At 60.1% G+C, this 25,696-nt stretch carries 29 protein-coding genes and 5 pseudogenes; 18 read left to right on the plus strand and 16 right to left on the minus strand.

Annotated elements, in window-relative coordinates:
• Positions 1 to 6: 6 nt before the first annotated feature.
• Positions 7 to 384 carry a hypothetical protein gene (locus tag IB267_RS17325; RefSeq protein ID WP_192448713.1) on the plus strand — a complete coding sequence of 126 codons (378 nt, stop codon included), beginning with the start codon at positions 7 to 9 and terminating at the stop codon, positions 382 to 384.
• Between the two features lie 95 nt (positions 385 to 479).
• The gene (locus IB267_RS17330) at positions 480 to 635 is read left to right on the plus strand and encodes a hypothetical protein (RefSeq protein WP_192448714.1); all 156 of its coding nucleotides are present in this window, start codon (positions 480 to 482) and stop codon (positions 633 to 635) included.
• Positions 636 to 1,229: 594 nt separating this feature from the next.
• Here the strand turns inward: IB267_RS17330 and IB267_RS17335 are convergent.
• Positions 1,230 to 1,934, minus strand: coding sequence for a DUF1003 domain-containing protein (locus tag IB267_RS17335; protein WP_210335899.1), 705 nt, complete (start codon positions 1,932 to 1,934; stop codon positions 1,230 to 1,232).
• Between the two features lie 157 nt (positions 1,935 to 2,091).
• On the opposite strand from IB267_RS17335, the gene IB267_RS33940 reads away from it, so the two are divergent.
• Positions 2,092 to 2,334 (plus strand): amidase family protein, encoded by a 243-nt coding sequence (locus IB267_RS33940; RefSeq protein ID WP_371742557.1) that lies wholly within the window; start codon positions 2,092 to 2,094, stop codon positions 2,332 to 2,334.
• Positions 2,335 to 2,597: 263 nt separating this feature from the next.
• On the opposite strand, the gene IB267_RS17345 is transcribed toward IB267_RS33940, so the two are convergent.
• The 4 genes and pseudogenes from IB267_RS17345 to IB267_RS17355 form a co-directional block, all read right to left on the minus strand.
• Positions 2,598 to 3,671: a GSU2403 family nucleotidyltransferase fold protein gene (locus IB267_RS17345; RefSeq protein ID WP_192448716.1), complete on the minus strand. Its 1,074-nt coding sequence runs from the start codon at positions 3,669 to 3,671 to the stop codon at positions 2,598 to 2,600.
• Between the two features lie 409 nt (positions 3,672 to 4,080).
• Positions 4,081 to 4,341 (minus strand): DUF1214 domain-containing protein, encoded by a 261-nt coding sequence (locus IB267_RS17350; RefSeq protein ID WP_246810687.1) that lies wholly within the window; start codon positions 4,339 to 4,341, stop codon positions 4,081 to 4,083.
• A 38-nt stretch (positions 4,342 to 4,379) separates the two neighbouring features.
• A pseudogene (locus IB267_RS33355) lies at positions 4,380 to 4,487 on the minus strand (flavin reductase family protein); the annotation flags it as partial.
• A 2-nt stretch (positions 4,488 to 4,489) separates the two neighbouring features.
• On the minus strand, positions 4,490 to 5,263 hold the full coding sequence (locus IB267_RS17355; protein WP_192448717.1) for an aspartate/glutamate racemase family protein: 774 nt from the start codon (positions 5,261 to 5,263) through the stop codon (positions 4,490 to 4,492).
• A gap of 310 nt (positions 5,264 to 5,573) precedes the next feature.
• On the opposite strand from IB267_RS17355, the gene IB267_RS17360 reads away from it, so the two are divergent.
• From IB267_RS17360 to IB267_RS17380, 5 genes are read left to right on the plus strand one after another with little or no spacing between them, the layout of a single operon-like run.
• Positions 5,574 to 7,151: a nickel ABC transporter substrate-binding protein gene (locus tag IB267_RS17360; protein ID WP_192448718.1), complete on the plus strand. Its 1,578-nt coding sequence runs from the start codon at positions 5,574 to 5,576 to the stop codon at positions 7,149 to 7,151.
• Positions 7,152 to 7,160: 9 nt separating this feature from the next.
• On the plus strand, positions 7,161 to 8,096 hold the full coding sequence (locus tag IB267_RS17365; protein ID WP_192448719.1) for an ABC transporter permease: 936 nt from the start codon (positions 7,161 to 7,163) through the stop codon (positions 8,094 to 8,096).
• Complete coding sequence (locus IB267_RS17370; protein ID WP_192448720.1) at positions 8,087 to 8,995, plus strand: ABC transporter permease; 909 nt, start codon at positions 8,087 to 8,089, stop codon at positions 8,993 to 8,995. The genes IB267_RS17365 and IB267_RS17370 overlap by 10 nt, the downstream gene beginning before the upstream one ends.
• The gene (locus IB267_RS17375) at positions 8,988 to 9,983 is read left to right on the plus strand and encodes an ABC transporter ATP-binding protein (RefSeq protein ID WP_192448721.1); all 996 of its coding nucleotides are present in this window, start codon (positions 8,988 to 8,990) and stop codon (positions 9,981 to 9,983) included. Before IB267_RS17370 ends, IB267_RS17375 begins: the two co-directional genes overlap by 8 nt.
• Entirely contained in the window at positions 9,980 to 10,996 is a 1,017-nt protein-coding gene (locus IB267_RS17380; RefSeq protein WP_192448722.1) for an ABC transporter ATP-binding protein, read from the plus strand. Before IB267_RS17375 ends, IB267_RS17380 begins: the two co-directional genes overlap by 4 nt.
• Positions 10,997 to 11,295: 299 nt before the next feature.
• On the opposite strand, the gene IB267_RS17385 is transcribed toward IB267_RS17380, so the two are convergent.
• Together IB267_RS17385 and IB267_RS17390 are read right to left on the minus strand one after the other, a co-directional pair.
• Entirely contained in the window at positions 11,296 to 11,574 is a 279-nt protein-coding gene (locus tag IB267_RS17385; RefSeq protein ID WP_042778458.1) for an HU family DNA-binding protein, read from the minus strand.
• 184 nt (positions 11,575 to 11,758) lie between these two features.
• Positions 11,759 to 12,130: a hypothetical protein gene (locus IB267_RS17390; RefSeq protein WP_192448723.1), complete on the minus strand. Its 372-nt coding sequence runs from the start codon at positions 12,128 to 12,130 to the stop codon at positions 11,759 to 11,761.
• Positions 12,131 to 12,428: 298 nt separating this feature from the next.
• Here IB267_RS17390 and IB267_RS33945 point away from each other — a divergent pair.
• Positions 12,429 to 12,500 (plus strand): annotated as a pseudogene (locus tag IB267_RS33945) (transcriptional regulator); the annotation flags it as partial.
• A 330-nt stretch (positions 12,501 to 12,830) separates the two neighbouring features.
• Positions 12,831 to 12,971: pseudogene (locus tag IB267_RS17395) on the plus strand (transposase domain-containing protein); the annotation flags it as partial.
• A 30-nt stretch (positions 12,972 to 13,001) separates the two neighbouring features.
• On the opposite strand, the pseudogene IB267_RS17400 reads toward IB267_RS17395, so the two are convergent.
• Positions 13,002 to 13,698: pseudogene (locus IB267_RS17400) on the minus strand (sulfite exporter TauE/SafE family protein).
• A 236-nt stretch (positions 13,699 to 13,934) separates the two neighbouring features.
• The gene (locus IB267_RS17405; protein WP_192448724.1) at positions 13,935 to 14,252 is read right to left on the minus strand and encodes a plasmid stabilization protein; all 318 of its coding nucleotides are present in this window, start codon (positions 14,250 to 14,252) and stop codon (positions 13,935 to 13,937) included.
• Between the two features lie 146 nt (positions 14,253 to 14,398).
• On the opposite strand from IB267_RS17405, the gene IB267_RS17410 reads away from it, so the two are divergent.
• Both IB267_RS17410 and IB267_RS17415 read left to right on the plus strand, forming a co-directional pair.
• Positions 14,399 to 15,292, plus strand: coding sequence for an SDR family oxidoreductase (locus IB267_RS17410; protein ID WP_192448725.1), 894 nt, complete (start codon positions 14,399 to 14,401; stop codon positions 15,290 to 15,292).
• 22 nt (positions 15,293 to 15,314) lie between these two features.
• Positions 15,315 to 16,201, plus strand: a pseudogene (locus tag IB267_RS17415) (alpha/beta fold hydrolase).
• Between the two features lie 20 nt (positions 16,202 to 16,221).
• Here IB267_RS17415 and IB267_RS17420 read toward each other — a convergent pair.
• From IB267_RS17420 to IB267_RS17440, 5 genes are read right to left on the minus strand one after another with little or no spacing between them, the layout of a single operon-like run.
• Positions 16,222 to 16,485, minus strand: coding sequence for a hypothetical protein (locus tag IB267_RS17420; RefSeq protein ID WP_192448726.1), 264 nt, complete (start codon positions 16,483 to 16,485; stop codon positions 16,222 to 16,224).
• 5 nt (positions 16,486 to 16,490) lie between these two features.
• On the minus strand, positions 16,491 to 16,730 hold the full coding sequence (locus IB267_RS17425; protein WP_192449318.1) for a hypothetical protein: 240 nt from the start codon (positions 16,728 to 16,730) through the stop codon (positions 16,491 to 16,493).
• 12 nt (positions 16,731 to 16,742) lie between these two features.
• Positions 16,743 to 16,988, minus strand: a complete 246-nt coding sequence (locus IB267_RS17430) for a hypothetical protein (RefSeq protein WP_192448727.1) — start codon at positions 16,986 to 16,988, stop codon at positions 16,743 to 16,745.
• Positions 16,989 to 17,032: 44 nt separating this feature from the next.
• Complete coding sequence (gene xth, locus IB267_RS17435) at positions 17,033 to 17,809, minus strand: exodeoxyribonuclease III (RefSeq protein WP_192448728.1); 777 nt, start codon at positions 17,807 to 17,809, stop codon at positions 17,033 to 17,035.
• Positions 17,810 to 17,820: 11 nt separating this feature from the next.
• Positions 17,821 to 17,997 carry a hypothetical protein gene (locus IB267_RS17440; protein ID WP_192448729.1) on the minus strand — a complete coding sequence of 59 codons (177 nt, stop codon included), beginning with the start codon at positions 17,995 to 17,997 and terminating at the stop codon, positions 17,821 to 17,823.
• Positions 17,998 to 18,195: 198 nt separating this feature from the next.
• On the opposite strand from IB267_RS17440, the gene IB267_RS17445 reads away from it, so the two are divergent.
• From IB267_RS17445 to IB267_RS17470, 6 genes are all read left to right on the plus strand, one after another.
• On the plus strand, positions 18,196 to 19,095 hold the full coding sequence (locus IB267_RS17445; RefSeq protein WP_192448730.1) for a Ku protein: 900 nt from the start codon (positions 18,196 to 18,198) through the stop codon (positions 19,093 to 19,095).
• Positions 19,096 to 19,107: 12 nt separating this feature from the next.
• Positions 19,108 to 19,920 (plus strand): Ku protein, encoded by an 813-nt coding sequence (locus IB267_RS17450; protein WP_192448731.1) that lies wholly within the window; start codon positions 19,108 to 19,110, stop codon positions 19,918 to 19,920.
• Complete coding sequence (gene ligD, locus IB267_RS17455; RefSeq protein ID WP_192448732.1) at positions 19,917 to 20,948, plus strand: non-homologous end-joining DNA ligase; 1,032 nt, start codon at positions 19,917 to 19,919, stop codon at positions 20,946 to 20,948. The genes IB267_RS17450 and ligD (IB267_RS17455) overlap by 4 nt, the downstream gene beginning before the upstream one ends.
• A 171-nt stretch (positions 20,949 to 21,119) precedes the next feature.
• Positions 21,120 to 21,596, plus strand: coding sequence for an Hsp20 family protein (locus IB267_RS17460; protein WP_192448733.1), 477 nt, complete (start codon positions 21,120 to 21,122; stop codon positions 21,594 to 21,596).
• 70 nt (positions 21,597 to 21,666) lie between these two features.
• Positions 21,667 to 21,966, plus strand: coding sequence for a DUF982 domain-containing protein (locus tag IB267_RS17465; protein WP_192448734.1), 300 nt, complete (start codon positions 21,667 to 21,669; stop codon positions 21,964 to 21,966).
• 10 nt (positions 21,967 to 21,976) lie between these two features.
• A complete protein-coding gene (locus tag IB267_RS17470) occupies positions 21,977 to 22,252 on the plus strand; it encodes a hypothetical protein (protein ID WP_192448735.1) in 276 nt (91 codons plus the stop codon).
• Between the two features lie 27 nt (positions 22,253 to 22,279).
• Here the strand turns inward: IB267_RS17470 and IB267_RS17475 are convergent, their stop codons facing one another.
• Both IB267_RS17475 and ligD (IB267_RS17480) read right to left on the minus strand, forming a co-directional pair.
• Positions 22,280 to 22,699, minus strand: coding sequence for a DUF4112 domain-containing protein (locus IB267_RS17475; RefSeq protein ID WP_192448736.1), 420 nt, complete (start codon positions 22,697 to 22,699; stop codon positions 22,280 to 22,282).
• Complete coding sequence (ligD, locus tag IB267_RS17480; protein WP_192448737.1) at positions 22,696 to 25,350, minus strand: DNA ligase D; 2,655 nt, start codon at positions 25,348 to 25,350, stop codon at positions 22,696 to 22,698. Before ligD (IB267_RS17480) ends, IB267_RS17475 begins: the two co-directional genes overlap by 4 nt.
• Positions 25,351 to 25,696: the final 346 nt, after the last annotated feature.

Genomic DNA, 25,696 nt, shown 5'->3' on the forward strand with positions numbered 1-25,696 from the left:
CATATCGTGTCGATGAAGAACATTAATCTTGGCTTTGGCATTTTCGCTGCGCTTTCTCTGCCAGCGCAGGCACAGGATCCCAATCCGGACGCTCTGCATTATCAGTTTCGGAATCAACTCGGCATAATCAAATACTGCATCGACAAAGGGTTTCCGTCGCAGCAAGCCGCCGAGAAGTATGAAAAATTTCTGAGCTCGTTGCCGGTTGCGCAAGATGCGGCGCAGGCGACCCTGGCTGAGGAAAAAGGCCGTCAAGGCCTTTACTACTATGCCGATTCCCAAAGCGAGATGTCGGCTGAGCAACTTGCCGAGGGGATGAGCCAAACGCTTGAGCAGCACTGCAAATCCTTCGACGAGAATGCTAGCGCGCTGACTGGCGGCTAACCCGGTCACGCGGCGGCCCGGCTGAGCATGATACTTTGCCGGGCCGTTGCCTAGCCGTTAACTCAATAAAGCAGCCATAGTGGGAATGAAAAAGCATGGCCCTGACTGATATCTTCCTGATCGTGATCCCGATTGTCTTCGCCATGGGTATCGCTTCGTTGATAACGATGCGGGTGCTTCGCAGGCAATTTTATTGGGCGGTTATTCCCTTGGCGGCTATTGCGGCGGTGGGATTGTTCCTGACCGCATGAGCCGGCTGTCAGTTGGCAGAACCAACCCAAGCCGGGTTTGGCCCATGTTCAACGGCTAGGAATGGGATCACGCCCGAGGTCTACGTTGCGTGATCCCTGTACTTGAAAGTCACAAATTGCTTTCGAGGATCGAGGAGGGAACCCAAGTGGATAGTCAGAGCCTTGGTCGGCACCCACATCGTCGGTACAAGCGCCGGTTTCGGCCCTGGACGAAACCGCCCAGCTTCTGCAGGTCGAAGAAGAGAATGCGCGGCTGCGCAATACGCTCGCTGAAAAACTGCGGACGGAGAATGCGGATCTTCGCAATGCGGCTCGGGCTTGCCGCCCCGTATGAGGTCGATCGCTTCGGCGATCGGCCTTCTCGCCGCTGAGCCGTGCAGTGCTCTTCGCTTTTTCGATGCCCATCTCGACAATCCCGGTAGCTATGATTTCGTCGGTTTCGCCAATTTCGTAACCGTCTGGGAAGACGCCACCTTCTGGCGGGCCGTCCGCCAACACGCGCGTGTTCACCGTCGTCTCCGTGGGCATCGAGACCATGTTGGGGCTTGCGATCGCGCTGTTACTGCATCGAGCGTTCCTCGGCCGCGCGCGTTGTCATGCCTTTCGCTGAGACAACTCCTCCAACATTTCAAACTGTGCCTGTTGAATTTTCGATAGCCGTTCCCATTGTCCGACGAGAAAATGATCTAGCTTCTCGTGCAGATGCCGGATCTCCAGCTCCGCCTTCAGATTGACCTGATAGTCGTTCTGCGAGCGCAACCGGTCCTTTTCTTCCTGCCGACGCTGGCTCATCATGATCAACGGCGCCTGTAGCGCTGCGATCATCGACAGGAAAAGATTAAGGAGAATGAACGGATAAGGGTCGTAGGTGAACATTGGAATGACGTTGATTGCGACCCAGACGACCAATATGGCAATGAAAGAAAGAATGAAGACCCAGGATCCCGCAAATGAAGCCGTCCGATCTGCGACCCGGTCGCCGAATGTCTCGGCCTCATCGTAGCTTTCCTCAGTGTTCTCCGTGAGCGTTTCGTGATCGGCAAGGCTGTCTATGACCTCTTTGTCGAGTGCAGTGAGTTCCCCGCGTTCACGGAGTATCAAGTCTTCGACGGCCTTGCGGCGAAAGTCCTGGACATGACCGCGGCAGACCCAGCCGGTACGCCGCCAATCCGTGTGCGAAGCATCCAGAAGCGCGGTGATGGAGGGGCGAACGAGGTCGCAGACCATAAGTTCGTTTGTAGGTTTTCTCTGACCGCAAAGACCGCAGAAATGTCCATGCGCGGAATTCGGTGTTTTCATTCCAATGCTCCCGCTGGTGGGCTGACATAGCTGAGCGTTTGCCATCCATTCAGTGCAACAGATGGCTAAAGATAGGCATGGGAACCTTGAAACTTGGCAAACGGCACCATAAAAAGTTCTGTTACGAATCCCACGCGATCAGCAAAGGTGGGAAGGTGTGTGGGCGGCATTCCTCCAACTCCTCGAAACCAACTATCGGGCAACATTTGACAAATTCGAGGGTCGTCATCGTGTTGCCGATACGCGGGACGGGCGTTTTCTCGGGTTGGACATGACCTGCCCGTTCAACCTCTTGCCGCAGTGCCCGGCACTTTCTCTACCTACTGGGTTGGCCGAAAACGGCCTACCGGTCGGCCTGCAGATTTTCGGTCATCCCTATGCCGATGAAAAAGTGCTGTAACTTGGCGGCGCTATCGAGGCAACGCTGCGCACAGCGTGTTTGGCGATTGGTCGGCCGGACGGATGGTCCTGGTAAGCGGATGTTTCGCGCGGTCGTGAAGTCCGACATCGTTTCGCCGAGATCTCCTGGGGGCAGGTCTGCATGGGACTTGTGACGGCAAAGTGGGGCCGTCCATATCATCCCTTCCGAGGCAATCGCTCGACATTTGGCAGATGTTGTCTCGTTTCTTGCGTCCACCGCAGCAGCTCCTCCACGTCTCGTCCTTACATCTTACCGAGTTCTTCGGGCTTCACGCGGAGAGCGACCGCCAGCGCTGCCTTGCCGTCGTCCGGCATCATTGCAAGACCCGCGGCAATCCCTTCCTGCCACGCGGGTCCGCGATCCCATGCCTCGCGGTAGGCATCGGCCAGCACGTAGCCCTGTTTCGTCTCCTGGAGTGCCTCACACAGCAGGGAGGCCTGCAGAAGGTCCTTGTCCCGCTTCGCACGTCCGGGCGCATCGTTGAGACGCCGGGACGACACGATGAGTTTGTGGACGGCATATCGTTCGGGAGCCGGAACGTTCACGCTCACGCCCTCGCGATGCAGGAGTACGGTCCTGACCGGCTCGTAGATCAGGTAGTCCAAAAAGCGGACGTTTTCCGCCGACGCGCCGCCGAGGGCAGGCATAGGCGAGGGTTTGCCCGTGTATTCGTCCGATCCCCGATTGCCCGTCAGGAATTCGACGCGATAGTTGACCGAGTTCGTGAAGGCGGCAACCTTTGCCTTGTCGGCCTGATGCGGAACCGCCCGGAAGGTCTCATCGACCGAATGCAAGACCTCGAGAATGGGCGGCAGGCTGTCCTCGACCTCAGCCGAGATCGCGAAGTCCTGTGCGAAATCCGCATCACCCGTCTGGATGGCGGTATTGGGGAGACGGACACCTAGCAGGCCCGAATAGCAACCGAACGCCACCGAGCCGATCAGGACCGCCCTGAGACGGAAAAGGCCAGCGTCGGCAAGGGCCTTCGTAACCTCGCCCGCGAAGCGATCCGGGGAGGCCATGCCGCCGCTACGCTGGAGCATACTGACGAGACGCCGACGCTCGCGAATGTCATCCTTGATTTCCCTGTGGGCCTTCACTCGAGCCGAGATCTCTGCATCATCCTTGGGGCCGGCATAGCTTCGTTTGTCCTTGCCTTCGGGAGTAGGAAGGTCGAAATACCAATAATTGCGGCCCTTGACCGGGACCGTCACGAAACGTCCCTCGAGGGGGAAGTCGGCTTGGAACTGAGCGTCGAATGTTCGCTGCGCGAGTTCAGCGAACGCCGTCCGATAAATCAGGTCGATTTGTTTCATCGCTGTCTTCTCGTTATAATGCATTGTATGAAACATTATAACTGCGCCTGACTTTGTCAACGGATCACAAAATGCCCCGGCAGTCCGGGAGAAATACAAGCCATGCTCACCGTCAAATGGGGCCACAGAGTGGAAGTTATAATGTTTTTGGTGGAAAATTATAGCATGCCGCGGCCGTCGAGAACACCTGCCATCAGCAGTTCCATAATAGCGGGTTACGCTGCAGCTAGCGTACCGCTTAAATCAATTGATCGGGTTTCAATGGCTTAGCGCATCAAGCGCGCGGTTCGGTGGTTCGAACCCTTTCAAGGTGACGGGATACGCCGACCTGCCAGATGTAACGTGGCGAGAGTGTCCCCGTATGCGTGACGGGGACCCTCCGAGTTAGAGCAAGTCTGCGCTCTGCTCCCTACTTCACCTCGATCTTCGGTGGCTGCCAGGAGCCGTCGAGGATGCCTTCCTTGCCCCAATAGGCGCGGATGTAGAGCGAGAAGGCGCCGTCCGGTGCCGGCAGCCAGTTGCTTTCCTTGTCCTTTCCGGGGTTCTTCGCGCCGGCATATAGCGTCAGCGAACCGTCGGCGTTGCACGTCAGGGATTTGTTCTTGGTGCCGAGCGAATACCGCTTAAGGTCGTTCGGGTGGAAGAAGTGCTCCGCAGTGTAGAGCGCCATCGACCAGAACCCGTTGACCGGCGGCTCCTGTCCCTCAGGCCAGCGTCATCGACGGTGGTGACCAGGGCAATCGGGCGCGGCCCGACGAAGCTGCACAGCAGCCGGTAGCGTTCCTTTTCAGGCAGTTGGGCAAAATCGAACTCCATGACTAGCCCCTTACCGCTGTGGCGAGCGCTGGGAAGCTGGTCTCGCGCAGTTTCAGATGAGCCGGGGCGTACTCAGCGAGTTTCCCGGCATAGGCTTCTGGCAGCGGATAGGCGAGGTCCCCGACCTTCGATGTCCGCAGCCCCATGCCCACGATCGCCTCGGCGACCTTGACCGCAGCGGCAACGCCGTCGATCACCGGAACACCTAGCCGTTGCTGCAGACGTTCCACCAGGTTCGACATGCCGGCGCAGCCAAGCACGATCGCCTCTGCGCGGTCTTCGATCAGAGCCTTCTCGCACTCCGCAAGGATTGTGGCATCGGCCTTCGAACCTAGCTCTTCAAGCTCAAGGACCGGGACGTCCGTGGCGCGCACGCGACGGCAGTGGTGTTGCATACCGTAATTGCGGACGAGGTGTTCTGAGATGATCCGGGTGCGCTCAAGTGTGGTGACGATCGAGAAACTCGTCGCTACGAACGTTGCGGCGTGCATTGCCGCTTCGGCGATGCCGAGGACGGGTGATGCGGTGATTTCGCGAGCGGCCAGCAGGCCGGGATCACCGAAGCAGCCGATGACGTAGGCGTCTGCAGGCTTTCCATTCGTGATTTCGTCGATCACGCTCAAGGCCTCGTCGTAGTGTCCTTCGATTGAGGCGGCCCCGGAGCGTGACGTCGCAAGGACGATCTCGCTTGAAGGAGCTGCAACCTTGCGAGCAGTCTCACCCATGAGCTCCGTCATGCTCGTCGTTGTATTCGGATTGATCAGTTTTATCAGCATTTATGTCCTCCCGTATTGTACACAATACGCATCGATATTGTCGAAAGCATCTCGTGCTCGCGGATGCAAAATTGTCGAAAAATCAAGGCGTTGAAGCGTGAGATCCACGGCAGGTAAGCCGTCCGACGTCGCTGCCTTCCCTTCAGGTGTTCATTCGGTTTTTCGGATGTGGGCAATTTTGTCGACAAAGATGAATACGATATTGACGGATAATTGCATACATGAGAATATTCTTTTTGTCTATACAAAACGGTGTGGAGGCCGCTCGTATCGACGGCGCGAGGAGCGCCTAACAGGAGGAGAAATACTCATGTCAGTGAACAGACGTACGTTCCTGCAAGGGGCGGCCGGCGCTATCGGCTTGGCCATCGCACAGGGTGCCCTGTCGAAAATCGCCTATGCGCAGGGTGCAGCGGGCACGCTCCGCGTCGCCATCGCCAAGCCCGCAGGCAATCTTGATCCGCAGAGCCATTATGCCATCTGGGCGATCCAGGATCTGATGTTCGAGCCGCTCGTCAAATATGGCAAAGGCGGTCAGATCGAGCCTTGCCTGGCGACCGACTGGAAGATCGAGGATGGCGGCAAGACACTGCACCTGACGCTGCGCCAGGGCGTGACGTTCCAGGACGGCACCAAGTTCGACGCCGCGTCCTGCAAGTGGAACCTCGAACGCTGGATGGGCCTCGACCAGTTCAGTTGGATGAATTGCTCCAAGCACTTCCAGTCGCTGGACGTGGTCGACAACTACCACATCACCATTCATTTCAAGGAGCCGGTCCTGGCGCTGATGCAGGAGCTCTCCTATACGCGGCCGACGCGGTTCCTCTCGCCCAAGTCGGTCGGCGCCGATGGCAAGTTCAAGGACCCGGTCGGAACTGGGCCGTGGCGCCAAGTCAGCGCCGACGACACCCAGAGTGTCTTCGAGCATCACGAAGGCTACTGGGGACAGTTGCCGTCTTATGAGCGCCTCGAGGCCAAGGTCATCCCCGATGCGCGTTCGCGGGTCGCGGCTCTGCGCGCCGGCGAAATCGACCTGGTCGGCGGTTTCTGGATCGCGCCGCTGACGCCGGAGGAGGGCAAGCAGCTCGAGGGGGCCGGCTTCAACGTCGTCGTCGATCCCGGCAACGTCACGCTGGTGATGGCGTTCAACCCCGACCGCGCCGAGGCGCTCAAGGACCCGCAGGTGCGAAGGGCCATCAGCATCGGCATCGATCGCGCGGCGATCTCCAAGGTGCTCTACCACGGTTACGCCAAGCCCGCCGGCAACATGTTCTCAGGCGCTTTGCCCTATGCCGGGGCGCAATATGATGCCCCGATCCGGGATGCTGCGGCCGCCGCGGCGCTGCTCGAAAAGGCCGGCTGGACCGGAAGTCCCATAAGGTCCAAGGACGGCAAGCCGCTGACGCTCGAACTGGTCGTCAGCCCGGACGCCGTGCCGGGATCGCGCGTAATTGCCGAAGTCATCCAGTCGGAGATGAAGGAGATCGGCATCGATCTGGTGATCCGCTCGGTCGACCACGCCTCCAAGCACACCGACATGCTGGAGCAGAAATACGATCTCGGGTTCTTCCTAACCTACGGCGCACCATACGATCCGTTCGGCTCGATCGTGGCGCTCTGCCTGTCGACTTTCAAGAATGACGTCGAAGGCAAGCTGGTTACGGATCCGGTCAACCTCGATCCGTTGATCAATGCGGCGACGGCGGCAACCGGGGATCAGATCCAGCCGACCATCCAGAAGGTTTACGACTGGCTGAGGGACAACGACGCGATTGCACCGCTGGTCTACGTGCCGAGCATCTGGGCGCATTCCAAGCGGCTCCACGGCTTTATGAGCCCAGTCACCGAATACGACATGCCCTACGACAACATTCTGCTGGACGAATAGGAGCGTACCTTGATCCACTTCATCAGCAAGCGGCTGAAGCATTCCCTGGTCCTGTTGTTCATGGCGTCCGTGGTTTGCTTCACTCTCGTCGTGTCGGCGCCCGGCAATGTTGCCGTCCTGATCGCCGAACTGCGGGGAGCCGTCGCCACACCGGGTTATGTTGAACAAGTTGAAGAAGAGATAGGACTGAACAAGCCACTGTTGATGCGCTACGTGGATTGGCTGGGGGATGCCGTTCGCGGAGATTTCGGCATCTCTTACCGGACTGGTCAGGACGTTAGTGCGGATCTGGCAAACCGGATGCTCGTGACCGGAACGCTGATAGCGGGCTCGGCGGTGATCGCCACCCTCATCAGCCTTGCGCTCGGGTTCTTCGGCGCCTTCTGGCCCTACAAATTGCCGGACCGCGTTTCGCGCGGTCTGGCGCTCCTCGGCGCATCGACCCCGACCTTCTTCGTCGGCGCGCTGATGATCTACGCCTTCTCCGTCAGCTTCCAGCTCCTGCCATCGTTCGGTTTCGACGGCCCGAAGAGCTGGATCCTGCCATGGCTCACCATCGCGGTTCTGCCGGCAGCCGTTCTCAGTCGTGTCGTGCGGGTGGGACTGGAAGAGTCGATGACCAGCCCGTTCGTTCTGACCGCAAAGAGCAAGGGCCTTGGCCGCACCAAAATTCTCTTCCGCGAGGCGCTGCCAAACATCACGCCGATCTTCATCAACGCGCTCGGCACCCAGGTCGGCCTGATGACGGCAACCGCCATCATCGTCGAGCCACTGTTCGCCTGGCAGGGTGTGGGCGACTACTTCCTCGCTGGCGTTCGCTTCCGCGATTTCATGGTGGTGCAGGCGTGCCTGCTCATCTTCCTCACGTTCTTCATCGTGGTGAACCTAATCGTCGATCTGGCAGTGCTGCTGACCGATCCACGCATCCGTCGCCAATGGAGCTGATCATGAACATGCTCAATCCTATCCTCGCCCGATTGAACAAGATGCCGCGCGCGGCACTGATCACCATCGGCCTCTTCATTGCGCTTGGCACCTTCGCGCCCTGGTTGGCGCCCCAGGATCCGAGCGCCCAGAACCTGCTGGATGCGGGGCTTGGTCCGTCCGCCGCCCATTGGCTGGGAACCGACCACCTCGGACGCGACACCTTCAGCCGCCTGATCATCGCTGCGAACACCTCGCTCGTCAGCGTCGGCTCTGTCCTCGGCGTCGCCATGACCATCGGCATCCTGCTTGGAACGATCGCCGGCTATCATCGCGGCTGGGTCGACGACCTCCTGATGCGCGTCGTCGATGTCGGCCTGTCCGTGCCAAGCCTGATCATCTCGCTCGCCGTCATCGGCATCGTCGGCCCCGGCTACTGGACGATGGTGCTGGCGCTGGCGCTTGCCTGGTGGCCGATGAGCGGCCGCATCAGCCGGGCGGTCGCCGTCAGCATCATGAGCAAGCCGCATATCGAGGCTCTGCGGGTGCTCGGCGCCAGCCCTTGGCGCATTTACTTCGGCCACCTTCTACCGGGCACCATCGGTTCGGTGATGGTCTATGCGACTGCGGATGCCGGCACGGCCGCGCTCGCGGTTGCGACGTTGAGCTTCCTCGGCCTCGGCATCCAGCCGCCGACACCGGAGTGGGGGCAGATGCTCGTGGATGCGCTGCCCTATCTCGAATCCGACCCGCGTCAGGTTCTTTTGCCAGGCTTTGCTCTCACCATGGCCGTCATCGGCTTCAACACGCTCGGCGAGTCCATCGCACTCAATCGCATTCCGAAACCGCTCACAAGACGCATGCTCGCGATGCGTCGTGCCGAGGTCGCAAGCTGGAGCAAGGAGAATTCCGATGCATGATCAACCGCTCCTTGAAGTCAGCAACCTGACGGTCAACTTGCTGACCGCGAAATCGGCGGTCCGTCCCGTCGACGGTGTCAGCTATTCGGTCCGACAGGGCGAGTGTCTAGCCATCGTCGGCGAAAGTGGTAGCGGCAAGACGGTGATGAATTTCGCGCCACTCGGCTTGATGCCGACCGGTGTGACGACGATGCTCTCCGGCTCCGTGAAGCTTGAGGGCCGCGAACTGATCGGCCTGCCCGAGGCGGAAATCCAGAAGCTGCGCGGCAAGTCCGTCGGCTTCATCTTCCAGGACCCGATGAGCGCGCTCAATCCGGTGCGCCGGATCGGTCGGCAGATTGCCGAGATGGCAGAATTGCATCTGAACATGACGCCCAGAGCGGCAGAAGCGCGCGCGCTCGAACTCGTCAAGCTCGTCGGCATCTCCGATCCCGCGGCACGGCTTCGGCAATACCCGCATGAGCTCTCCGGCGGTCTGAGGCAACGCATCGTCATTGCCATCGCGCTTGCCGGCGAACCCAAACTCCTGATCGCCGACGAGCCCACGACCGCGCTCGACGTGACGGTTCAGGCGCAGATCCTGCGTTTGCTCAAGGACGTGCAGCAGCGTCTGAACATGGCGATGGTGCTGATCACCCACGACATGGGCGTGGTCGCGGGCGCTGCCGACAACATCGTCGTCATGTATGCGGCACGCGCTGCCGAATGCGGTCCGGTGGACAAGGTTCTGGTAACCCCGCGTCACCCCTACACCAGGGGCCTGATCAACGCGATCCCGAGGCGGGAGGATCCGATCGGCTCGGAGTTCCGTGGGCTTCCCGGTATCCCGCCGACGCTCGGTGCGCCGATCAAGGGCTGTGCCCTTGCGCCGCGCTGCGCGTTGGCCGTCCCGGCATGCGGCAACAGCCGCCCACCGCTCGTCCGCTCCGATGACAGCGCCGTTCTCGTGGCGTGCCCCGTCGTCAATCAAGGAAAGGCTGCCGCATGACACAAGCACCCGTTCTCAAAGTCGAAAACCTCCAGACGCGCTTCAAAAGCGTTCAGCGCGGTAAATATGTCCATGCCGTCGATGATGTCTCGATCGAACTCTATCCGGGCGAAATCGTCGGTCTGGTTGGTGAATCCGGCTGCGGCAAGTCGACCCTCGGGCGCACCATCGTCGGGCTCGAGAAGGCACACAGCGGTCGCGTCCTGCTCGACGGCGTCGATCTCAGCGCGCTGTCGGGAGCCGCTCTGCGCGACAGCCGCCGGGCGCTGCAATACGTCTTCCAGGATCCCTATTCGTCCTTGAACGACCGACAGACGGTGGGAGAGGCGATCGATGAAGCGCTGGTGATCGCCGGCACCCGATCACCGGATGAGCGCAATCGTCGCACAAAGGAACTCCTTGATCAGGTCGGCCTCGCATCCGCGGTCCGAGACCGTCACACGCGCGAACTCTCGGGCGGCCAGCGCCAGCGCGTGGCGATTGCGAGATCGCTCGCAGTTAACCCGCGGGTGCTGATCTGCGATGAACCGGTGAGCGCGCTCGATCTTTCGATCCGGGCCCAGGTGATGAACCTCTTCCTGCGGCTGCAGAAGGATCTAGGCGTTGCATGCCTGTTCATCGCCCATGATCTGGCGCTGGTGCGGCAGGCGGCCTCGCGGGTCTATGTGATGTATCTCGGCAAGATCGTCGAGCATGGCCCCTCGCAAAACCTCTATGACCGCCCGAGCCATCCGTACTCCGAGATGTTGCTGGCCTCCGCACCCGAGGTGGATCCACGGATAGAGAAGCACCGCAAGGGGCCATTGATGATCGGCGAGGTACCCAGCCCGACAAACCCGCCGTCGGGTTGCCGCTTCAGGACGAGGTGTCCGCTCGCGGTCGACGATTGCGCCAAGGCGCTGCCGCCATCGAGGGTGCTTTCGCCTGGGCATACGGCTGCCTGCACCTTCGCTGCCGACCTTCATCGTGGCAAGCGATCAGCGCTCCTTCAGCAGGAGGTGTCGGCGGCATAGGCTCGCTGAACCCTTCTGCGCCCAGAGTTCCCTCGCATCCTTCAAAGCTGGGGATGCGCGACTGCCCCGCCTTAGCGCGGGGCTCTTTTCTTGATCTGTTCCCGTTTCGTGCGTCCAGGATCGCATAATGTATCATCGGGAGCCGCGTGCGGCGGGACCAAGCCATCGCGGGTCCCGCATCTCTCAAGTGCGTCAGCCGACCGATTCTGCCGCACAATCCGCAATCGTTAAGGTTCGAGGCGACCAGTTAGCATCACCGTGAGGTGGTGCGCTCTCTCGCCCCGAACCTCCGAGTCGTATCAGCCGTTCAGCGCGTCCTTGAGAGCTTTGGCCGGCGCGAAGGTCAGTTTTTTCGCAGCAGCAACCTTAATGGTTGCACCGGTTGCCGGATTGCGCGCCTCCCGCTCAGGCGTGTCCTTGACCTTGAACTTGCCAAACCCCGGAATCGAAGTTTCGGCGCCGGATGTAGCGGCCGCGGTCACGGCGGCGAAGACCGCCTCGACAACCGCCTTGCTCTGGACTTTGGTCAAGCCGTGTTCGGTCGCGATCTTGTCTGCAATCTCGTTGGTTGTTGTCATTGTTTTTCCCCTCTTGATGACGGGGAAGTCTCGCCCGCCCGGATCCCCGTTGTCATCCGGCGTCCCAGCGAGGTGGAGCGAAATGCGAGGATTTCCACAACGCAATCGCTGCTTTTCGGTGAAATTGGCCCCCGAGCATGCGAGTGCCCGTTCGATCGATGGCGGGATATCCAGATGTGTCTGGTCATCTCATGCAGCAAGGTATCGCCCGCCAACCAGAGTGACGCGCGTTGAGCAGAGTTGAATTGCCATCCACCACGAGCCACAGCTCGTTGCCTAAGGACTGAACAGTGAGGGGTTTGCGTTTTTCCAGCCTGCCTTTCGCTGCCGCCACCATGTGGCGGTTGGCATTGACGATGCCTCTTTCGCGCGCACGCGCGTTGACCAACTGCTCGAGCGGAACGAGGAGATGTGGTTCGCTCAGATCGAAGTAAAGCGAAGGGTCATCCGGAAGCCGCGCGAGCGAAGCGGCGATTTCCTGATTGAACTCGATCTCCACAACAGTGCCGTCGGGCCGGAGAGCGGAATACCTTAGCGAAATTTCTTCAGCTTTCATGCAGTGCCTCTCGGAGTATCCTGATGCCTGGCTCTAGCGACGGGAACTCTCGTGCCGGAAAGAAAGACCTCGCCGGTAGGCGGAGCGAGTTTAGCACCCATATGGCTCACTGGGCGCGGGGAGGATTGCAGTCCAACAGAAATTCCTCATGTACGCTAAGCGCATAGCTCAACGGATTGAAGGTCCGTTTCCTCGATCCCGGTACGCTGGCGCAGAAAAACTTGACCACGAACGTTGCAGTGTGAACCCCGCGGCCGGCGCCTGATAGCCTTCTACGGCAAAGGCCGAGGCGCAGCCGGACACCTTTTCGCTGGTGTCGCTCGTCTCCGCCGGCCTCGGGATCGGCTTCGCACCGGAATGGACGAAGGGCTAAAATCCCATCCGATCGGCCGCTTGCTTAATGTACGGCTTGCAGATGCAAATGTCGTTTGGCTCTTAAGTGTAAGAATGCGGCCATTCCACCATGATCTACGAGCGCTATTCTGGATGGTTGAAACCTCCACAGCGAGGACGACGAACGAGCGCGCGACGTCTGGACAAAACTGGGAAAAATGGCGTTCGAGATGGATCGTCCGCCAGATGTGATTGACAGAACTCGACCGTCGCATGATCGGGCGTGACCGGTGACGGGTGGCGCAGAGACCCAAATATCGTAGCGTCACCCGCCATCGCGCGACAACACCGCGCAACGGCCAATGTGGTCAACCATGTCGATCCGCAGGCTGACCTGACCGCCACGCTTACTGCTATAGTCAATGGCCACAAGCAGAGTCAGATCAGCGATCTGTTACCGTGGAATCATCCAATCCCAGGTAAAATGCCAATAATGGGCGCTAACTAGCCGATTGCGGCTCGCGCCTTATCGTCTTGCCTAGACTGCCGCTCCCCAAAGCAGGCTGAGTCCTGAAGTTACCAGCAGCGCATCCATGATATGGCGAAAAGCCTCTGGCGTGAGGCGGAGAAGAAAAGGTTTCGCTATGAAGGAACCGACCATCAGAGATGCCCCCACCGTAAGACCCTTCAGTACAAGAACAAAAGGAAGTGCTCCCGATCCTTGAAAGGTGAGTGCTTTGGTAGTGTAGATCGCGAGCGAAGCTGCAGCTTCGGTGCCGATAAAGGCTCCCTTGGTCAAACCATAACCGATGAACACCGGTACGGAAGCAGGTCCCGACGAGGCCACGATCCCAGTCAAAAAGCCGATGCATGCCGGCTGCGGCCAGATGAGGTAATCGCAAGTGGATAAGGTTTGCGGCCAACCAGCGACGTCCAGGTATCATCAAGAGCAAGAATGATCCAATCGCCGCATCTACTGCCCCTGGCGGCAGAACAAGCATTGTTCGTGCGCCAAGAACCGCTGCAGGAACGCCAGTAACCGCATAGGCTGCCACAGCTCGCCAATCAACTTCCCACCACCATGCAAGAATCCGGGAAATGTTCGCCATGACGGCAGCTACCGCCATTATAGGCACAGCTTCTTTTAGCCCATAGAAATAGGCCAACACCGGGACGAGTATGATAGAGGAGCCAGTACCGATAATGCCACTTACGATCCCGGCAAGCAGGCCGATGTGCGAGCCGAATTGCGCACTGCTTCGGCCTGGTCCCCATGAGCAAACCGGCGATCCAGATCTAACTCCAGGCTCTGAGGCCTCGCAGCGCTTTTAAGTTGTCTTGCCATCGAGAGCGATTAAAAGTCGGAAGGGGAGCATTCCATCCCGCCTGTCGATCAGCTTCGTTATTCGATCACCTTCCGCGAAATCGCCTGATCGACAGGTACCAGGTCGGCCCGCAGTCAGCGCAGCTGCTAATGATGCGCGTGTTCTGCATTGCGTTTCCGGGTTGCTGCAGCCTTCTTCGCCGACGCCGAGCGATCGGCGGCAGATCGTGATGCAGCGGCCTTTCCAGCGTTCTCGCCACCTTTGTGGGCTGCGGGATGACCGGTATGCTTTCCTCGACCAGAGCCGCCGGCCTTCTTGCCGCCGCCGTCGTCCTGGTTGACGGTCGCCCAGGCGCGCCGTTCGGCTTCTTTTTCCGAAACGCCGCGGTCCTCATAGCTTTCGGCGATATGGTCTGCCTTACGTTCCTGCTTGTCCATGTATTTCGATTTGTCACCTTGGGGCATGATGCTTCCTCCGGGTTGATGATAAAAACGAACGAACCCTTCCGCAGATAGTTCCCCAGCGCCACAGGTCCCGGAACAAACATCGCCAGGCTGCGTTCGCAAATTGCGACGATCCAATCATCGACAAACATAGTCTTGGTGAGACGATGAACAACAAAGCTTCTCTGAACGACCCCCGCAACCTCTATCCTGCGCCGCCCTTTCCCGACCAGCCGCAAGCTGCTCCTGGGCTTGCCCGCAAGATGGACCCCGTACCCGACCATGGTGAAGAAAGCTATCGCGGGTCCGAAAGGCTCACTGGCCGCAAAGCCCTGGTGACGGGCGGCGATTCCGGGATCGGGCGCGCCGCCGCGATCGCATTTGCCCGCGAGGGTGCTGACGTCGCGATATCATATCTTCCGGAAGAGGAAGCGGACGCGAAGGAGGTGATCCGGCTGATCGAGGCGGAGGGCCGAAAGGCGGTCGCGCTGCCGGGCGACATCAAGGAAGAGACATGGTGTCGCGAGCTGGTCGAAAAGGCCGTCTCTGGTCTTGGCGGCCTCGACATCCTGGTTATCAATGCCGGACGCCAGCAGTACCGCGAAAAGATCGAGGAGCTGTCGACGGACGATTTCGACAAGACCATGAAGACCAACCTTTACGCGCTGCATTGGATTGCCCAGGCTGCCGTGCCGCACATGCCGGCTGGATCTGCAGTGATTACGACCGCCTCGATCCAGGCTTATCAGCCTTCGCCGATCCTGCTCGATTACGCGACGACGAAGGCGGGCATTGTCGCCTATACCAAGGCGCTCGCCAAGCAGTTGATCGAGCGCGGCATCCGCGCCAACGTCGTTGCACCCGGCCCGATCTGGACGGTGCTTCAGCCAAGCGGCGGGCAGCCAGATGAGAAGGTCAAGAACTTCGGCAAGGACAGCGATTTCGGTCGGCCCGCCCAGCCGGTCGAACTTGCTCCTGTCTTCGTGCTCCTCGCCTCGCAGGAAGCCAGCTTCATCAACGGCGAGGTCTACGGCGTGACCGGCGGCAAAGGCGTCGCATGAGCAATCGGGCCAAAGGCGAAGCATGGTTCAGGATCAGGATTTGAAGCAGGTCCGCGCTGGTGTGCTCGATATTGCCTACATCGAGCTGGGGCCCGAGGATGGCACGCCGACGATCCTGCTTCACGGTTTCCCTTATGATGCTCATGCCTATGACGAGGTGGCAAGCAACCTTGCCGCCTCGGGGCACCGCTGCATAGTACCCTTCCTTCGCGGCTACGGCGCGACCCGCTTCCAGTCGCCGGCGACGCCACGCTCTGGTGAGTAGGCGGCATTAGGCGCGGACCTCCTGGCGATGATGGATTCTCTCGGCATCGAACAAGCCATACTCGGCGGTTACGACTGGGGTGGCCGGGCTGGCCTGAACGGGTGATTGGGCTGGTGAGCGCGGGGGCGGGTTACAACGTCCAGGATATCGCCGGCGCCGCCAACCCTGGTACTCCGGACCAGGAGGCGGGGGACTGGTATCAGTATTATTTCCACACCGAGCGGGGTCGGAAGGGACTTGAGCAGCAGCGAGATGAGATCTGCAGGTTTCTCTGGCAGACGTGGTCGCCGTCCTGGGCGTTCGCTGACGCCACGTTCGAACGCAGCGCCGCATCGTTCGACAATACGGACTTCGTGGACGTCGTCATTCATTCCTATCGCCATCGGTACGGCGTCGTGCCCGGCGATCCGGCCTATGCCGACATCGAAGCCCGGCTGGCAGAGCAGCCTGCCATTACGGTTCCCACCATAGTCTTGCTCGGCGCCGACGATGGTGTGGATCCTCCATCACTGGAGGACAAAGATGCTGTTCACTTCAAGAGAGCCTATAGCCGCCACATTCTTGCCGGCGTTGGCCACAACGTTCCGCAGGAAGCACCGACGAAATTTGCGGACGCAGTCCGAGAGTTGCGCCCGGAGAGATAGCTCCCGTGTCCGTGACACGACTATTGCAGTTTTGCCTCGATAGCGCGCCCGACGATGGTCAACTGAAGTATCGGCTCCCCCCTGATGAAGCTCTCTTCCACCAGCTCCATCATTTCCAGGCGCTCGACCAGCTTTTCGGACAGACGCTTGTCGCCAACCAGCCACCCTTTGCCCGCCTTGCGCTGGCGTCGGAAAAACGCGATCGCTCGTAGCGCGTCCCGTTGGCTCCGGGTGAGGCTCTTTTCCGTCTCGGCTGGGCCGGGGTGCTCGAGGGAGGGCAGCATAAGCGTTACCCCTTCCCCTCTGTCGCCGCGGTAGCGGCGGGCCAATCGTTCGATGGCTCCTCAACGTCTTCGGCTGGATCGGGGTCACGGTCGTAAGCCAGGCGACGTTTTGCAATGACGTCTTGAAGCGTTTCGATCACCGTGACCGTTCCATGGCCCTCATTCGCAAACCGGTCGATGATCTCGGCGACAAGGTCATCGAGATGCTGGAATAGCCGTTCGGCATTGTCAGATCTTTCTGTCACGATCGTCGCTCCTCAAATATCTAGCCTCCGCTGCTGCCAGTCCTTGTATGGCGCCAACAGCTGTCCGGGAAATCGATCTTCGATCACGGTTTCGACCATGGCGATCCTGGCAAAGACCTCGCTGGTGTCGCGGTCTTCCACGGGGATATCTTCGCTTTCGTCTTCCAGCTTCTGCATCAGGGCAAACAGTTCTTCGTCGGTCATCGCGGAAAGTTGGTCTTCGAACCCCGCAGCATCAAAATCTTGTCCCTCTGCCATTGTCTGTCGGCTCCTCTGTCATCGATCGGTTTGGCGATAGCGGCCTAGTCGACATCCAGTTCGATCCAGACCGGCGCGTGATCGCTCGTGTGCTCCCAGGCCCGCGCAAACTTGTCGACGCCGCAGGCTTGCAGTCGTTCCCGGAGTAACGGACTGAGCAGGAAATGGTCGATCCGAAGTCCGGCATCGCGGGCGAAGGCGTTGCGGAAATACTTCCAGAAGGTATAGATCCGCTCCTCGGGGTGCAGCAGGCGAATCGCGTCCGTCCAGCCCATGGCAACGAGCTCGGAATAGGCGGCCCGGACTTCAGGCCGAAACAGCGCATCGTCTCGCCAGCGCTCCGGCTTGTAGACGTCGAGATCCGTCGGCATCACGTTGAAGTCGCCGACCAGAGCTACGGGCACATCGAGTTCAAACAGTTCCGCCGCATAGGAATGCAGCCGCTCGAACCAGCGAAGTTTATCGTCGAACTTCGGCCCTGGTGCTGGATTGCCGTTCGGAAGATACAGGCAACCTATGATGATGCCATCGATGGCAGCCTCGATGTAGCGGCTGTGGCTGTCGTCGGGATCGCCCGGCAGTCCGCGCCTTGTCTCGCGCGGCTCCTGATCGCGGCCAAGGATCGCGACGCCATTCCAGGCTTTCTGGCCGTGCCAGATGGCGCCGTAGCCTGCGCGCTCGAGCTCGCGGCGCGGAAACTTCTCGTCCGGCGCCTTCAGCTCCTGAAGGCACACGACGTCAGGTTTCGCCTCGTCGAGCCAACGTAGCAGCACCTCAAGCCGGCCGTTGATGCCGTTGACGTTATAGGTGGCGAGCTTCACCGGCGTTTCCGTCAGTGCTTGCGATCGCCCTTGTCTCCCTGGCCCGGCTTCGCATCATGCTTGGCGTCGTGGCGGGCGTCCGCTGACAGCGACCGAGAGACGTCGACGCTTTCGTTGAACTTGCCTTCCTTGTCCCGGCGGACATAACGCTTGTCGGTTCCGGTATCGATCAGTTCGCGCTTGCTCATGGCAGGACTCCTTCATGGTTGCTGTCGGGGAAAACGCGCGTGGCCGGGAAAAGATGCACCGGAATCAAGAGCCTAATGCAGACTCGCAAAACGAGCGGCGTTGTTGGCCTAAGCCGTTGAAAAAAGATTCGTTTCGACTCGGAACAATTGCTCGCTGATTCGCTTGAATCGCATTGGTTGTGTCAGGAGTTCTGCGTCATGGTTGCCCCAAGAGCCAATTGGAAAGGCTTCATCAAGTTTGGAGAGGTCGCTTGTCCGGTAGCGCTCTACACCGCGGCATCCTCCTCGGAACGCATCGCTTTCAACACACTGAACCGCAAGACCGGCAATCGGGTGAAGCGGGAGTTCGTTGACAGCGAGACCGGCGATCCGGTCGAGCGGGACGAACAGGTCAAAGGCTACGAGATCGAGAATGGCCAGTATGTCATCCTCGAACCGGAAGAGGTGGCGGCGGCTGTGCCCGACAGCGACAAGACACTCAAGATCGACGCCTTCATTCCCTGCAACGAGATCGACGATATCTATTTCGACAAGCCGTACTATTTGGCGCCTGACAAGATGGGCACGGATGCCTTTGTGCTTTTGCGCGACGGCATGAAAAAAGCCAAAGTTGCTGCGATCGCCCGCACAGTCCTGTTCCGCCGTGTGCGTACAGTTCTCATCCGGCCACACGGCAAAGGGCTGATCGCCACGACCCTGAATTTCGATTACGAGGTGCGCTCCTCCGAGGAGGCGTTCGAAGAACTGCCCGACCTCAAGATCGAAGGCGAGATGTTGGAATTGGCCGAGCATATCCTCGGCACCAAGAAAGGCAGCTTCGACGCCAGTGCCTTCGACGATCGTTATGAAGCGGCCGTAGCAGAATTGGTCAAGGCCAAGATCGAGGGCAGGGCGCTCCCGAAGAAGAAGGCGCCGGCCGTGTCCAAGCAAAGCGATCTGCTTCAGGCGCTGCGCGAGAGCGCCGGCATAGGTGGGAAAAAGACCGAGCCGAAGCGGACGGCTGCCAACGCCAACAAGGGCACGTCGCGCCAGAAGGCCGCGAAGCTCGCAACCGCCAAATCAAAGTCTGCGGCATCGCAGACCCGCCGCGCCGGTTGATTGGAGGATACCATGGCTGTCCGTCCCTACTGGAAAGGCTATCTCAAGCTATCGCTGGTCACCTGCCCCGTGGAGATGATGCCAGCGACCTCCGAGAACGAAAAGGTTCGCTTTCACACGCTCAACCGCGAAACCCAGAACCGCGTCGTCAGCCACTACGTGGATTCCGTCACCGGCAAGGAAGTGAAGGATGAAGACGAGGTGAAGGGCTACCAGCGCGGCGAAAACGACTACATCATGCTGGAGGACGAAGAGCTGGAGAACGTCGCGCTCGACAGCACCAAGACGATCGACATCTCGACTTTCACGCCACGCGACAGCGTCGAATGGATCTGGCTCGACACGCCCTATTATCTGTCGCCCAACGATCCAGTCGGGCAGGAAGCGTTCTCGGTGATCCGCGACGCGATGGAAGCCCAGGACATGGTCGGTATCTCGCGGCTGGTGATCTCGGGCCGGGAACGCGCCGTCATGCTCGAGCCACGCGGCAAGGGTATCGTGCTCTGGACCTTGCGCTACGGGGATGAGGTTCGTGACGAGGATACCTATTTCGCAGGGATCGACGACGACGAGACGGCGGACAGCGAAATGATGCCCCTGGTACAGCAACTCATCAAGAAGCAGACGCAGCACTGGAACCCGAAGATGGTCATCGACCCGGTCCAGGATCGGTTGCTCGATATCATCGCCACCAAGAAGAAAGCGATGAAGAAGCCGGCGAAGGCCAAGCCGCCAGCACCGGGGAAAGCTGCACCCAATAACGTCATCAACATCATGGATGCTTTGAAGAAGTCGGTGGCGGCCGAAAGCCGGTCCGGCAAATGAGACGCCCTGCCAAGCCGCTTCTCCAGGACGATAGCTTCACCGCGAAATCGCAGCCGCGCCGGAAGCGCGACCCGGCGCAGCCCAATCTACCATTCGATCCCATGCCTGAGCGCGTCGAGCCGTGCCTGGCGCTCCTGAGGGCTACGCCGCCGACCGGCCGCGAGTGGGCCTACGAGATCAAATGGGACGGATACCGCCTGGTGATCCACATCGAGCCGAAGGGTGTGCGGGTCATCACCCGCGGAGGCCATGAATGGACGCATCGCTTCCCGACGATTGCCGAGGCCGCCAGAAACCTGGGCGTTTCGAGAGCCATCCTCGACGGTGAGGCCGTGGTGCTGAACAGCGAAGGACGCTCGGACTTTGGAGCCTTGCAGCGTTCGCTCGGCGGGCGCGGCGGCAAGCGTGCGTCGACGGAAGCCGTCTTGTTCGCCTTCGATCTTCTTTATTTCGATGGCCACGATCTGACCCGGACCGAGCTATCAGTCCGTCGCCATCTGCTTGAGGATCTGCTCGAGGGCGCGGTCGGTGCGATACGGTTGTCCGAGGAGATACAGGGTGACGGCGGCGAACTTCTGGAAAACGCCCGGTCGCTTGGACTGGAGGGCATTATCGCCAAGCACCGGGAGCGTCCATACCGCTCAGGCAGGACAGGCGACTGGCTGAAGATCAAATGCATTCAAAGCGAGAGTTTCATGATCGTCGGCTACGAACAGTCGGCGGTTGCCCGCGGCGGGATCGGTAGCCTGCTGCTGGCAGCCCGCCGCGAACACGATTGGGTCTATGTTGGCGCTGTCGGAACGGGCTTCAAGGAAAAAGATGCGGCGTATCTGAAGAAGACACTCGACAAACTGAAGACCAGGACGCCGGTCGTGCCGCTGAAGGGTAAGAACTATATCTTCGCGCAACCGACGCTGATCGCCGAGATCGAGTTCCGCGGCTGGACCGACGACGGCAATCTGCGGCACGCATCTTACAAAGGCCTTCGGGAAATCCAGGATGATGCTGCGGTTTACGCGCTCGACTGACCTGATGTAGGCCGCCGTCGCGACTTCCAATTTTTTTCCGCTGACACTCTTGAATCAGAATATGCCAGAAACCAAATCGGTTGCCGCCAGCTGCTGAAGAAAGGGCTGGACTTGCTGGGAGCGCCGTCTTGCGCCGCTTCCGTACCATGTTGCTTCAAGGAGGATATGGCTATGGCAACATCTTACGACTATGCACCCCTCTTCCGTTCGAGCGTTGGCTTCGACCGCGTCTTCAATCTTCTCGAAAATGCCCAGCGCGCCCGTTCGATCAGCGACTGGCCGCCCTATGACATCGTCAAGACCGGGGACGACAGCTACCGCATCTCGATCGCAGTCGCGGGCTTTGCCCAAGACGATCTCGACATTACCTTCCAGTCCAACCTTTTGACCGTCACCGGCAAGAAGCAGGAGACCGCCAATGACGGCTATCTGCATCGCGGCATTGCCGGCCGTCCCTTCGAGCACCGCTTCGAGCTCGCCGACCATGTGCGGGTGAACGGCGCCGATCTGAGCAATGGTCTTCTGTCCATCGATCTTGTCCGTGAGATCCCCGAGGCCCTGAAGCCGCGGAAGATCGAAATCCAGACCAACCAGGCTCTTACACAAAAGGTCGCCCCGGCGCAGATTGAAGCGCAGAAGGCTGCCTGATCGAAACCCTAAAGAACGGGCGCCGTCGTGACGGCGCCCGTCAACATTCCGGGTTGGGAAGGAGAGCGTTATGAAACCCGATATGTTCAGACAACCTGTTACCATCCTCGTCGGGCTTGGCTTCCCGGCTGAGGTCCGTACCGTCATGGACGCCTACCGGCATCTTGCCGAATGGCCAGCATCGTTGCGCGACACGGCGCACTCGATCGCCCTGAAAGCGTGTAGCGCGGCACTGCGCGGCGAGATCGAAGCCGAGACCGCGCGCGGCCTGTTTGCCGCCTTCGCTGAGAAGCACGATCTACTGGCGCCGGAAACCAACGTGATCGCCGCCTCCCGTCGCCGGCGTGACAAAGATCCGCACGTTCGCTGAGGAGCCTGACATGCACGAGGTTTTGCAGCAGGCCGCAAGCAGTGCCACTGCGATGGGGCCGACGATCCTGCTTCAGGGCATGGAGATCAAGCGGCCGATCGATGTGGTGAAAGCGACCGCACTCTCTACAGACGACAAACGGACCATCTTGGCATCATGGGCCTCGGACTTCTACGCGGTCGACTCGAAGCCGGCGTTCCGCCACATGCCTGGGACACCAGAGCCGATTTCCATCGATGAGGTTCAGGCTGCTCTCAAAGAACTCGATCGGCGTTACGGATATTGATTGCGCGTACCGGCCGAACGGGCCGGTTCATTCCCGCGTCGGCCGGTAGCGATCAAAATCGGAATGGTCGAGACCATAATGATCCAGCACAAGCTCTAGATTCCGGCGGTTGGACTTGAAGTAGACGTCGAACAGGTCCCCGACCAATGGGACGCTCCCGGCCGCCGCATCGAAGCCGATATTGACCAGCATCTTAAGAAGCTTGTCGTTCGGCACGCCAAGCCGGCGCGCCTCGTTGACGATGTAAAGACTGATCGCCGCGACGGCGAAGTCACCGACACCCGGAACCAACCCGATCACTGAATCCGCGCCGAACGAAACGCGTGTTCCGGGAATGCGCAGCGCCGTGTCCATGAGCCGAGCCAATCCACGCATGCGGCGCAGGCGTACCAGACGGTCCAGGTTGCGGAAATCCGTGTAATCACTGTGCGTTCGCTCGTATGTCATGCCGCCGCTTTCATCATCTTGCCCAGCCTCTTGATCGCCTGCTCCAGAGACCTTTGCCCGTCGCAGTAGTCCTGCCAGGCGCTCGTCTTCGCCAGCAGCGCCGGCACGGTGCGGATGGTGAAACGTTTCGGATCGAGATCGGTTTTCACCTGGCTCCAGGTGAGTGGCATCGAGACCGTGGCGCCGGGACGGGCACGCGGGGATAGCGGTGCGACCGCCGTCGCCATTCGGTCATTGCGCAGGTAGTCAAGGAAGATCCGGCCGTTGCGCTGGTTCTTGGCCATCTTGGTCAGATAAAGTTCTGGGTTCTCGCGCGCCATCTGCAGGCAGACATCGTGCGCAAAACCCTTTGCCTCCGGCCAGGTCAGTTTCTTGCCCTTCGCCGCCGCCAGCGGTGTGGCGACATGCAAGCCTTTGCCGCCGGTGGACTTGCAGAAGCTGACGAGGCCGAGTTCTTCAAGCCGGTCGCGCATCTCGCGTGCCGCTTCGACCACGGCGGAGAAGGGGACGTCCGGACCCGGGTCGAGGTCGAAGATGAGACGGCCCGGCACCTCCGGCTGGCCCGGTTCGCAATTCCAGGGGTGTAATTCGACGCCGCCGATCTGCGCAATGGCGGCAAGGCCCTCGACCCGATCGATCTGCAGATAGGGTTTCTTGTCGCCGAACACCTTGACCAGTTCGAGCAGGTTCGAGGTTCCCGGCATTGCATGCCGCTGGAAGAACTGTTCACCGCCGATGCCATCCGGCGTTCGGATGATCGAGCATGGCCGCCCCTTGATATGGTCGATCAGCCATGGACCAACGGCTTCATGATAACGCGCCAGATCCTCCTTGGTCACCGGCTCTCCGTCACCGGCATCCGGCCAGAGCGGCTTGTCCGGGCTGGAGATCATCACGCCCATCACCTCGGCCTTGGCGTTCTTGCCGCGTGCCGGCCTTGATGGCTTTGTCACGGCCGGCGTCGGTGTGTCGGTCTTTGCCGGCGATGCCGGTTTTTCTGCCTCGACTTCGGCTGCGGGCTTGTCTTCGCGCAAGCCCTTGAACGCCGCCTGACGCACCAGTCCGTCCGCCGTCCAGCCGGCGAACTGGATCTCGGCGACCAGCTCGGGCTTCAGCCAGACGACATCGGGATCCTTCTTGGGCGCGCCGATCCCGGTAAAGGGCGACTTTGAGGTTTCCAATTCCTGGAGCCTTGGCAAGAGCGTATCGACCGTTTTGGCACCGTAGCCGGTCCCGACCCGGCCGACATAGACGAAGTGATCACCCCTGAAGACGCCGACCAACAGGGAACGGAATTTGCCGTTGGTCTTGGCATAGGCGCCGATCACGACTTCATGGCCAGCGCGGCACTTGGACTTCGCCCAGGTCTCGGTGCGGCCCGATTGATAGGGTGCATCCGCCTGCTTCGAGACAATGCCTTCCAGCGACAACTTGCAGGCCGACCTGAGGACGGCGTCGCCACCGGTTTCGAAATGCTCGACGAACCGCAGACGCGGATCCTCGCCGGCGTCGCTCAACAATGTCTGCAGCCGTTCCTTCCGCTCGGTCAGCGGCAGTTGGCGCAGGTCCTTATCGCCCTCGAACAAAAGGTCGAAGGCAAAGTAGACCAATGCGTCGGTCTTGCCTTCCGATAGCGCCGCCTGAAGTGCTGCGAAATCCGGCGCCCCGTTTTCGTCGAGCGCGCAGATCTCTCCGTCGATGATGACATTAGGCAAGCTTTCGGCCGATGTCGCAATAGCCGGATATTTTGCCGTCCAGTCCAGGCCCTTGCGGGTCTTTAGCGTCACCTCGCCGTTTTCGATGCGCGTCTGGATGCGGTAGCCGTCGAACTTGATCTCGTGGATCCAGCCCGCGGCCGAGGGCGGGCGTTCGAGCGTTTCGCAAAGCTGCGGCGAAATGAACTCCGGCATCGCGGACTTTGCCGGTTTTTTCGGTGCTGGTTTTCGCTTTGTCTTCGTGCCCGCGGCACGTTCCTCCGCCGCCAGTCCATGATTGCTGTCCCAGACGGCATCCGCCTGGACGTCGCCGCTCTGCACCATGAACGGTTTTGGCTTCCTGCCCTTGCCGGCGGCGATCGCCTCCATGGTTCGGCCGGATGCAACGGATGTTGCATTGTCCTCAAGGATGGCAGCGCCATTCTCTTCGACTGAGTAGTCGTCTTGATGCTTGATCAGCAGCCAATTTGTGCGCTTTCCCCCGTCGCGATCGTTGCGCATCCGCACCAGCACGAAACTGCCATGCAGCCGCTCACCTTCCAGCGTAAACTTGAAATCACCCTTGGCGAGCGCCTGTTCGGGCGTCTTATTGCCTTCCGGCTCCCAGTAGCCGCGATCCCACAGCATCACGGTGCCACCGCCATACTGGCCTTTCGGTATGGTCCCTTCGAAGTCGCCGTAGTCCAACGGATGATCCTCGACCTCGACAGCCAGGCGCTTGTCGTGCGGATCCAGAGAAGGCCCTTTGGTCACCGCCCAGGACTTGAACACCCCGTCGAGTTCGAGCCGCAGGTCGTAATGCAGCCGCGTCGCGTCGTGTTTCTGGATGACGAAGCGCCTGCGGTTCGATGCCTTCAGTTTCGCTGAGCCGCTCGGCTCCTGCGTTTTCTGAAAATCGCGCTTCTGCTTGTAGGTCGAGAGCTTGTCGCTGGCCATGGCAGTCCCCGGTACACATCCGCCTCCCGCCTCGGATGAAGACGGGATGAGGCGCGGGCCGGACAGGTTGGACGCTCGACTGCCGTTTCGTTGGCCGCGATGAGAAACCGGAAAAACCATCGCGTTCGTCATCCCTGTCACGTCCGGTTGACACGGCACGCGACCTCAACAAGCAAAAAGCAGGAGATAATCGTTTTGTTCCATGGATTTGGACAGGGAGTTGCACGACCGCCATCGGCTCTGAATGACCGACCCGGTCGCGTCTGGATTGATATGCGCTCTCAGCAGGACTGCGCTGCAGCAATGTCTATTTAATAGGCGCGGCGAACCGGTATTGTGGGATGCA

Origin of the sequence: Ensifer sp. ENS09 (assembly GCF_014852425.1) — a bacterium.
Classification (GTDB): Bacteria; Pseudomonadota; Alphaproteobacteria; order Rhizobiales; family Rhizobiaceae; genus Ensifer.